This is a genomic window from Paenibacillus apii (assembly GCF_011043685.1).
GTDB lineage: Bacteria > Bacillota > Bacilli > Paenibacillales > Paenibacillaceae > Paenibacillus_AQ > Paenibacillus_AQ sabinae.
In genome coordinates this window covers 20,690-27,364 of the sequence record NZ_JAAKGU010000020.1, presented here as the reverse complement: position 1 = coordinate 27,364, position 6,675 = coordinate 20,690, and the positions used below count along the sequence as shown (strand labels likewise).

The window sequence follows — 6,675 nt, the reverse complement described above, 5'->3', positions numbered from 1 at the left end:
GGACACAAAACTAATGCAAGCATTATTTTAAATATTGTTTCAGGACCTTAATTACTCCTCCAGCCGAAATCCATAGCTCGTCCAGAACCGCTCTTCTAGCTCCCCATAATATTCTGAAGAGACAATCGGGCGCGCTCCGCGCAAAATTTCCCGCATGTAGTGTCCCGGCGGGGACATCTCGGGATTTTTATCCACAACCAGAAACGTCACCGCATCCTGCACACTTCCGTCTTCGCACTGGAGACTTAGAACCGCCGGTCGGTACATTCCGCTGTTCACACCTTCCCGGAGATACAAATACTTGTCCAGACATTCAGTCGGTATCCTGTACAGCTTGCCCTCCGTTCTGCCCCCGTCCTCGACGAGATCGGCACGGCCGCCATCCTTGGCCCGGTAGGTAAACTGAAGATTGAACCCGTCCGCTGCCCCGCGGCCTCTCACATCCGCAAACCATTCTGCCGCTCCTGCCAGTGTGATTCTTTCCAAGTCCATGCAGCTACCATAGGCAAAATAAAGTACATGGGAATTCTGCCTCAGCAAATGCAGCTTCCAGTCTCCCTGGGCAATGACGTCATGCTCCCGCTTCAAATATACATATACCCATGCTTCCCGCTGCCCGCTATCCGTCGTCACAGCCGTTCTGATCCGCTCATATTCATTCGCCGGGTTCTTCGGGCCGTAAAAATCCTCGAGCTCATCCAGCCTCGCCAGCATCTCCGCCGATACTTCATACAGTTCGCCCGCCACAACGCCAGAGTCTTCCTGTACCACAGCCGGGTAGCCCCGCCCCGTATCCATTAATACTCCCTGGATCTGCGCCATCCGCGCGATCAACCGCGCGCCGCTCATTAAATGATGATTTAACTCACCCTGCCGCAACGTACCATATACAAAAACAAGTTCCATATCCCTATTTCCCTTCCTGCCGAATCTATTGTTTCTTGTCTCTCTATCATACCATTTACTAGAAAAAGATTCAGAAGGACCAAAATGACCTACCCGGATCGTTTAAAGCACATGGTTTACAGGTAAACGGGTTACATTAATACCATGCTTATCGCCTAAAGGAGGAGAGCCATGGATAGCACCCATGAATTTGTGGAAAAGCTGCACGACACTCAGAAAAAAGACGAGAAAAACAAGCACCGGGCAAAAGGCAATGAAGGCAGCAAGCTCCAGAACAAGCAGCACAGCACGAACAAATAGCATCCCGCCCATGGCTTAAGCGCCAAAAAGTTACGGCAACCCCAATGGTAATGGACCCTGCGTAAAAAGAGCGCTCCGGGCATGGATGACCGGGGCGCTTTTGCTTCATATAAGGTAAGCCGCTTAAAATGCCCGAATGAACCCGGAGGCGCAGCGGTTACCAGGCATCATATTCTCCCGACTCAAACTGATTCTCAGAAATCACTTTGAATCCTTCCCGCCTCAAAAGAGCGGCCGTTACGCCCTCGCCGGGGATTTTATGGCCCGCAAACCGGCCGTCATAAATCATGCTGCTGCCGCAGGAGGGGCTGTTTTCTTTTAAAACAATGAGTGTGGCCTGATGCTCCCGCGCGGTTTCCAGCGCCTTATAGGCCCCGGCTACGAAGAGTCCGGTAACATCCTTTCCAGACCGGTCAATGACCTTGGCTCGTCCTTCTAAAACATCTTCACCGGTTCCTCCCACAATCTCGGCCGGCTCGCGCGGCGTGGGACAACCGCCGAACACTTCGGGGCAGACAAGCACAACCTTGTTCTCACTGGCCAATTGCCTAATTTTCTCCTGCACATTATGTGATCCGTCATACCGGCATTCAACACCGGCAAGGCAAGCGCTGACGATAATCATGGCGGCCTCCTCCTTTTTTCAGATCATATAGATAACAAAAAAAGAGCACATCCCCAGCCTAACCGCAGGCCGGAGCTGCTCCTTCACTGTCGGCTCGTCCCTATTTTGGGACTGGCCAAGTTATTTTACCGAAGACCACTTGCTCTCCAGCCACTTGTCGAAGTCTTCGCCCTTCTCGCCTTCATAGGCGTCGTACACGTCGATCCGCATCTTCTTCAGCTTTTCCTTGAACTCCTTATAAGTATGGTTCCGGGGAAGGCTTTTCTTGATTCGCAGCAGAATTTTGGTGATGCCTTTGAACAGTTCGGGCTTGTTCTTGGAAGGCGCCGCCACATTCTCGCCGAGTGCTTTAAGCTTCAGGTAAGCCGCTTCCTGCACGGTATAGACCGGATCGCTTTCGGCCAGGCGCGACAGAATATCAATAACCTGCCGGTGAGGGTAATTCCCCAGCTCCTCGACCGCGGACAGACGGGCTCTCCAATCCGCAGAGCGGCCTGCCGCCTTTTTCAATTCCGCGTAATTCTCAGGGAGTCCGCTATCCGCTGCTTCGGTGGTTATTTTCTCAACATTCATTTCTTCATTACTCAAACGGCATATTTCCCTTCTGTGATCAAAGTTGTGATAGGGATATTTTAGCCTAGTCGGGAGCCGGACTCAACATTGACCGTGGAAAGCGCTAATTACGTCATTCGGGTTTTCAAAAAAGGAAAGAGGTCTGGTTCAGCTAAGCCTCTGGCAAGTTCAATAATCTTTGGAAGATCTCTAACTTTATAGAATCAGCATCTTGAACATGGATTAGCGGAAAACTGATGCCAACAGCAGATTGAAATCCCCAATAAGTATTCGATACCGATGCCTTGCGAGGGGTACTTCTCCAAACGCCGTCTTCTTCTTCAATTTCGAATTTGTCATCAAATCGGTAAGGTTGATGATAAAGCCAGTGATCGGACACAGCGGGCATTCTGGACCATTTTGACAAATCAAATAAATAACGGGAAGCAGTAATTTCGGGATACCCTCCTTCGCTGTCCAATTCAATTTCCACGGCATAGATAGGCCCGTTTTTTAAATCGGAAAGCTTCTCACTATCAAATGCGGGTTCACTTTCTAATTGATAAATTTTAATAAAATCGCTAGTTAGCCAACCATCTTCAATGGTATCCGATTTCCAACGCAAAAACTTTGAGGTAAGCGGAATAAATCCCTGGTCTTTCCCCACAATGTCCATTTCGCTAAACAGGAGGTTCAAATTTTTATAAGTCTCTCTTAAAACCTCCACCGCTTTGGTTATATTTTGTCCCTTATCAACGGTTAAAGACATAGTAATCATCCTCCTTTATTTGGCACAGAGGCCATTGCAGCTTTAATTTTGTGCCAAAAATATATGCTTCATCTGTCAATGGAACGCTCCCCCCGCCCGGTCGAAAGCCTTTAAAACGGACAAAACCTTTTCCGGAAAGAAGCTGCTTTATATCCTCGAGAATGATACGCTGTCCCTTCTCTAAACCCGTTGTATCATTTACTTGCAGCGCCTCAAGCACATGCTGCCAGGCCAAAAATCCCAATTTTACATCCCCTGCAATCAGCGAGCGACCTTCCATGCTGGACTCTACCTGGGTCAAAATAGAAAATGGAGCAAGAAAGACAAGATAAGCCGGACGACCCTGCCGGTAGTCCTCAAGCAGTCTGGAATATCGGGCCAACTGCTGTTTACTTTCCTTCGGCGTAATGATGACATCGGATTCTTCATCCTCCGACGATAAGCCGCTGCCATATTTCACTTCAATGCCGACAACCGCTTCAGGATGATCCAGGATAAGATCAATTTCCCCTTCGGCATGCCGATACCAAAATCTGCTCTCACATTTATAATCCTTAGCTGTGTTTAAAAAATCGTCCCAGCCCGTCGCAGCCGAGGCTTGATCCGGAAACCGAACCACATGCAGCACTAGACGAAGCCCATACTGAAAAGGTAAATACCTCATAGCTCCAAAAAAATCACCGGTCAGCTGATCCTCAAGTCGGTCGGACAAGTTACTTCCAGTGCTTGAAATTTTATTATGGATCTCAGCGATCAATGTTCGAGGTCTCCTTTCTGGATCGACGTTATTCAAAGCTAAATCTCTATGATCTTATTCCCTTCAAGCATGTTGGAAAGCTGCTGGATATTCCCAAACGGGCTAGAAGAAACCACCTTGCTTAAATTCTGCAGCCCCATACTGATTAAATCTTTATCGCCTGAAGCCAAACCTTTATCAATTATTTCAAAATTTTTATCGATAGCCACCCGTCTTTCCGCGAACACCTTATCGAAGACCGAATGATATAAATCATATTTATTTTGAATTTCCAGTATCAATATTTCCTTTTGTGCGTGTATTTGGGCCAATTCTCGTTTTGTTATTTGTGACTCGCTATAAGTATCCATCAATTTACTGAAAAAATCAGTTATATCGGCCGTCGGCATCAATTCTTTCACAGTCTCCAGCTTCGTTAAGAGTTCTTTGCTCTCTTTTTTCTTTAGCCATTTGCTAATCATACTCATTATACAGCCGCCTCTCCTTCAAAAATTGGGGTATCAATTAATGTCGCAAAATCAGTTGCGATTCCTCCGATATAAGCAATCTTTTTCAAATCGTCACCAGTGTAGTAACTCTTCTTCAAAACTTTACTTCTGAACCATCTGATCAAGTTAACTAATCCAAACAGGCGGTTTAACTCGCGATGTGTTCGTTTCAATTCCCCAATGAATACAATCCTCGCCTTCTCAATAGAAGGAATAAGTTCAGCCGCACGGTCTTGAATCAACCTCATATTTAACAGATTAGCCTCTATTTGATCCATCGCTTTTAAAATTTTGTGCATCTCCTGTTCAATTTGTTTAATTTTCTTACTCGCTTGAACGTGGCTAAAAGCCCCCATTAAAATGAGAGCTGGAACTGCTACTATTCCTCCAAGAACTGCCGTTCCAGCAGCTATCCCTCCACCACCAGCAGCCAAAGCTCCGCCTCCAAACCAAGCCAGGGTGGCATTGGTTGCGGCCGCCCCGCTCAATCCCGCAATAGCCGTTCCAGTCGATGCGGTTCCAAGCGTTGAAACTAAGGCCCATGCTCCCAAAGCAGATCCTACACCAGCTGAAATCCCTTTAGTAGCATTCAAAGCCACTTGTCCAGCACTAACCGTACTGTTAATCTGGTTGAAATTGACTGATTCAAAATCACTTCCAATTTCTCTAAAAATATATTCTCGTTCCCGTCCCTTTAAATTTTTAGAGATTTGATTAATTTTTGAAAGACTCTTTACCGCTTTTACTTTTATCTTGATTACTTCTTGAAGAATCGCGTTTACTTCATGTCGCTTATTCTCCATTTGTTCATATAGGCTCTCGTACCGCTCTCTTAAATCTTCAAATTCTTCTTCCTTCCGTTCGATTCTGCCCGCTGCACCAAATGTAGTTACATTTTTCCAAAAACCCATAACTCCCCCTCCTTTTCAGGTACTTTATCCCTATGTAAATATTTCCTAAATACTATTTTCACATGAGAGTGGCTAATGAGCAATTACTTATTTCCTATATTTTTTCTTCTACCTAATAATACTGAACCTGGTGCTATTAGAATCGCTTTTCTGGAAAACACCAGTGCAAAAAGGCCGCCCTTATAAAAGGAAACGGCCCTATTCTGTGAAATGAAATTGAAATGAAATTATTACCTCTAAATCCTCTACCGCACCTCCACCTTAGCCTTCCGGTAAATCAGCGCCCCGAGGGCGAACGCCGCCGCGCCCCACAGGGCGAGGATGCCGATGCCGCTCCAGAACGCGGCGTTAAACAGGCCGGAACCGTACACCATGCCGTCCCGCATGCCTTCGACGAAATAGGTGAGCGGCAGCACCCGGGTGACCGGCTTCAGCCAATCGGGCAGGCTGCTGGTGGAGAAGAAGACGCCGCTGATGAACATCATCAGGAAGCTGGTGATGTTCGCCACACCCATGTAGGATTCCAGGGATTTACTGAAGGAAGAGATCAGATAGCCAAGGGCGTTGAAGGCCAGAACTCCGATGAAGAAGGCGATAATCAGCACTGGCAGATTCAGATGCAGGTTCGCGCCGAAGCCGAAGACGCCGATGACGGTCAGCAGGACAATCTGCACAAAGCTGAGCACGAAGCGAACCAGCATGCCGCCTAGGCCGTAGAGCCCCATTCGCATCGGGGTCATGCGCAGCCGCTTGAGCAGGCCGGATCTGCGGATTTCAACCATGTCGACCATCCCGAACAGTCCGGCCTGGGCAATGGACAGCGAGATCATGCCGGTCAGAAGGAAGTCCGCGCTGCTGATGTCCTTGCTGCCGCTCGACACTGACGACGTCTGCAGCCGGAAAGCCGGTTCGACTCCCGCCGCCGCAAAGCTGGCTTCCTGGACGTACCGGTCCAGAATGCCCCGGATCGCCTGCGTGGTGGCGTTGGTCTCATTCTCGGCATTGACGATCAGACGGATGTCGCCGCCGCTGCCGTTCTCCGGCAGAACGATAGCTGCGTCCACATCCTTGTCCTTCACCCACTTATCAGCCTGGGCACTATCCACGGCCTGCTCCGACTTCCACTCGAAGACCGGAATCTTCCGCAGTCCGGCCTCCAGCGAATCGCTGGCCGCGGTCTGCGCCGGCTTGACCAGCGCCACCTTCGCCTTGAAGTCTCCGCCATCCCCGCCTCCGCCGAATATCACCATAAACAGTACCATGAGAATAACCGGGAAAAATAAATTCCAGAACCAGACCGCCTTCTCGCGGAACATCGTCTTCAATTGGGCGATAAATAATTTCTTCAGCTGGGTGCCTGCGCTCAT

9 protein-coding genes are annotated in these 6,675 nt (G+C 48.5%); 1 reads left to right on the top strand and 8 read right to left on the bottom strand.

The genetic code is table 11. The features are described 5' to 3' along the window. Nucleotides 1-51: 51 nt before the first annotated feature. Nucleotides 52-906: a gamma-glutamylcyclotransferase gene (locus G5B47_RS24830; protein ID WP_165104101.1), complete on the bottom strand. Its 855-nt coding sequence runs from the start codon at nucleotides 904-906 to the stop codon at nucleotides 52-54. A gap of 171 nt (nucleotides 907-1,077) precedes the next feature. Here G5B47_RS24830 and G5B47_RS24825 point away from each other — a divergent pair, with 171 nt between their 5' ends. After that, nucleotides 1,078-1,206, top strand: coding sequence for a DUF4023 domain-containing protein (locus G5B47_RS24825; protein ID WP_038595543.1), 129 nt, complete (start codon nucleotides 1,078-1,080; stop codon nucleotides 1,204-1,206). A 157-nt stretch (nucleotides 1,207-1,363) separates the two neighbouring features. On the opposite strand, the gene G5B47_RS24820 is transcribed toward G5B47_RS24825, so the two are convergent. The 7 genes from G5B47_RS24820 to G5B47_RS24790 form a co-directional block, all read right to left on the bottom strand. Next, nucleotides 1,364-1,831: a DUF523 domain-containing protein gene (locus tag G5B47_RS24820; RefSeq protein WP_165104099.1), complete on the bottom strand. Its 468-nt coding sequence runs from the start codon at nucleotides 1,829-1,831 to the stop codon at nucleotides 1,364-1,366. Nucleotides 1,832-1,951: 120 nt separating this feature from the next. Next, nucleotides 1,952-2,404 carry a HEAT repeat domain-containing protein gene (locus G5B47_RS24815; RefSeq protein WP_165104105.1) on the bottom strand — a complete coding sequence of 151 codons (453 nt, stop codon included), beginning with the start codon at nucleotides 2,402-2,404 and terminating at the stop codon, nucleotides 1,952-1,954. Nucleotides 2,405-2,555: 151 nt separating this feature from the next. Continuing rightward, entirely contained in the window at nucleotides 2,556-3,152 is a 597-nt protein-coding gene (locus tag G5B47_RS24810) for a hypothetical protein (protein ID WP_165104097.1), read from the bottom strand. Next, on the bottom strand, nucleotides 3,136-3,909 hold the full coding sequence (locus tag G5B47_RS25420; RefSeq protein ID WP_206107538.1) for a PDDEXK family nuclease: 774 nt from the start codon (nucleotides 3,907-3,909) through the stop codon (nucleotides 3,136-3,138). The genes G5B47_RS24810 and G5B47_RS25420 overlap by 17 nt, the downstream gene beginning before the upstream one ends. 38 nt (nucleotides 3,910-3,947) lie before the next feature. Then, complete coding sequence (locus tag G5B47_RS24800) at nucleotides 3,948-4,376, bottom strand: hypothetical protein (protein WP_165104095.1); 429 nt, start codon at nucleotides 4,374-4,376, stop codon at nucleotides 3,948-3,950. Beyond that, complete coding sequence (locus tag G5B47_RS24795; RefSeq protein WP_165104093.1) at nucleotides 4,376-5,308, bottom strand: hypothetical protein; 933 nt, start codon at nucleotides 5,306-5,308, stop codon at nucleotides 4,376-4,378. The genes G5B47_RS24800 and G5B47_RS24795 overlap by 1 nt, the downstream gene beginning before the upstream one ends. A 245-nt stretch (nucleotides 5,309-5,553) precedes the next feature. Continuing rightward, nucleotides 5,554-6,675, bottom strand: a complete 1,122-nt coding sequence (locus G5B47_RS24790) for an ABC transporter permease (protein WP_165104091.1) — start codon at nucleotides 6,673-6,675, stop codon at nucleotides 5,554-5,556.

Coding starts and splice junctions, on each gene's coding strand:
- G5B47_RS24830 (WP_165104101.1), bottom strand. CDS start 906: ATGGAACTTGTTTTTGTATATGGTACGTTGCGGCAGGGTGAGTTAAAT.
- G5B47_RS24825 (WP_038595543.1), top strand. CDS start 1,078: ATGGATAGCACCCATGAATTTGTGGAAAAGCTGCACGACACTCAGAAA.
- G5B47_RS24820 (WP_165104099.1), bottom strand. CDS start 1,831: ATGATTATCGTCAGCGCTTGCCTTGCCGGTGTTGAATGCCGGTATGAC.
- G5B47_RS24815 (WP_165104105.1), bottom strand. CDS start 2,404: ATGAATGTTGAGAAAATAACCACCGAAGCAGCGGATAGCGGACTCCCT.
- G5B47_RS24810 (WP_165104097.1), bottom strand. CDS start 3,152: ATGTCTTTAACCGTTGATAAGGGACAAAATATAACCAAAGCGGTGGAG.
- G5B47_RS24800 (WP_165104095.1), bottom strand. CDS start 4,376: ATGAGTATGATTAGCAAATGGCTAAAGAAAAAAGAGAGCAAAGAACTC.
- G5B47_RS24795 (WP_165104093.1), bottom strand. CDS start 5,308: ATGGGTTTTTGGAAAAATGTAACTACATTTGGTGCAGCGGGCAGAATC.
- G5B47_RS24790 (WP_165104091.1), bottom strand. CDS start 6,675: ATGAGCGCAGGCACCCAGCTGAAGAAATTATTTATCGCCCAATTGAAG.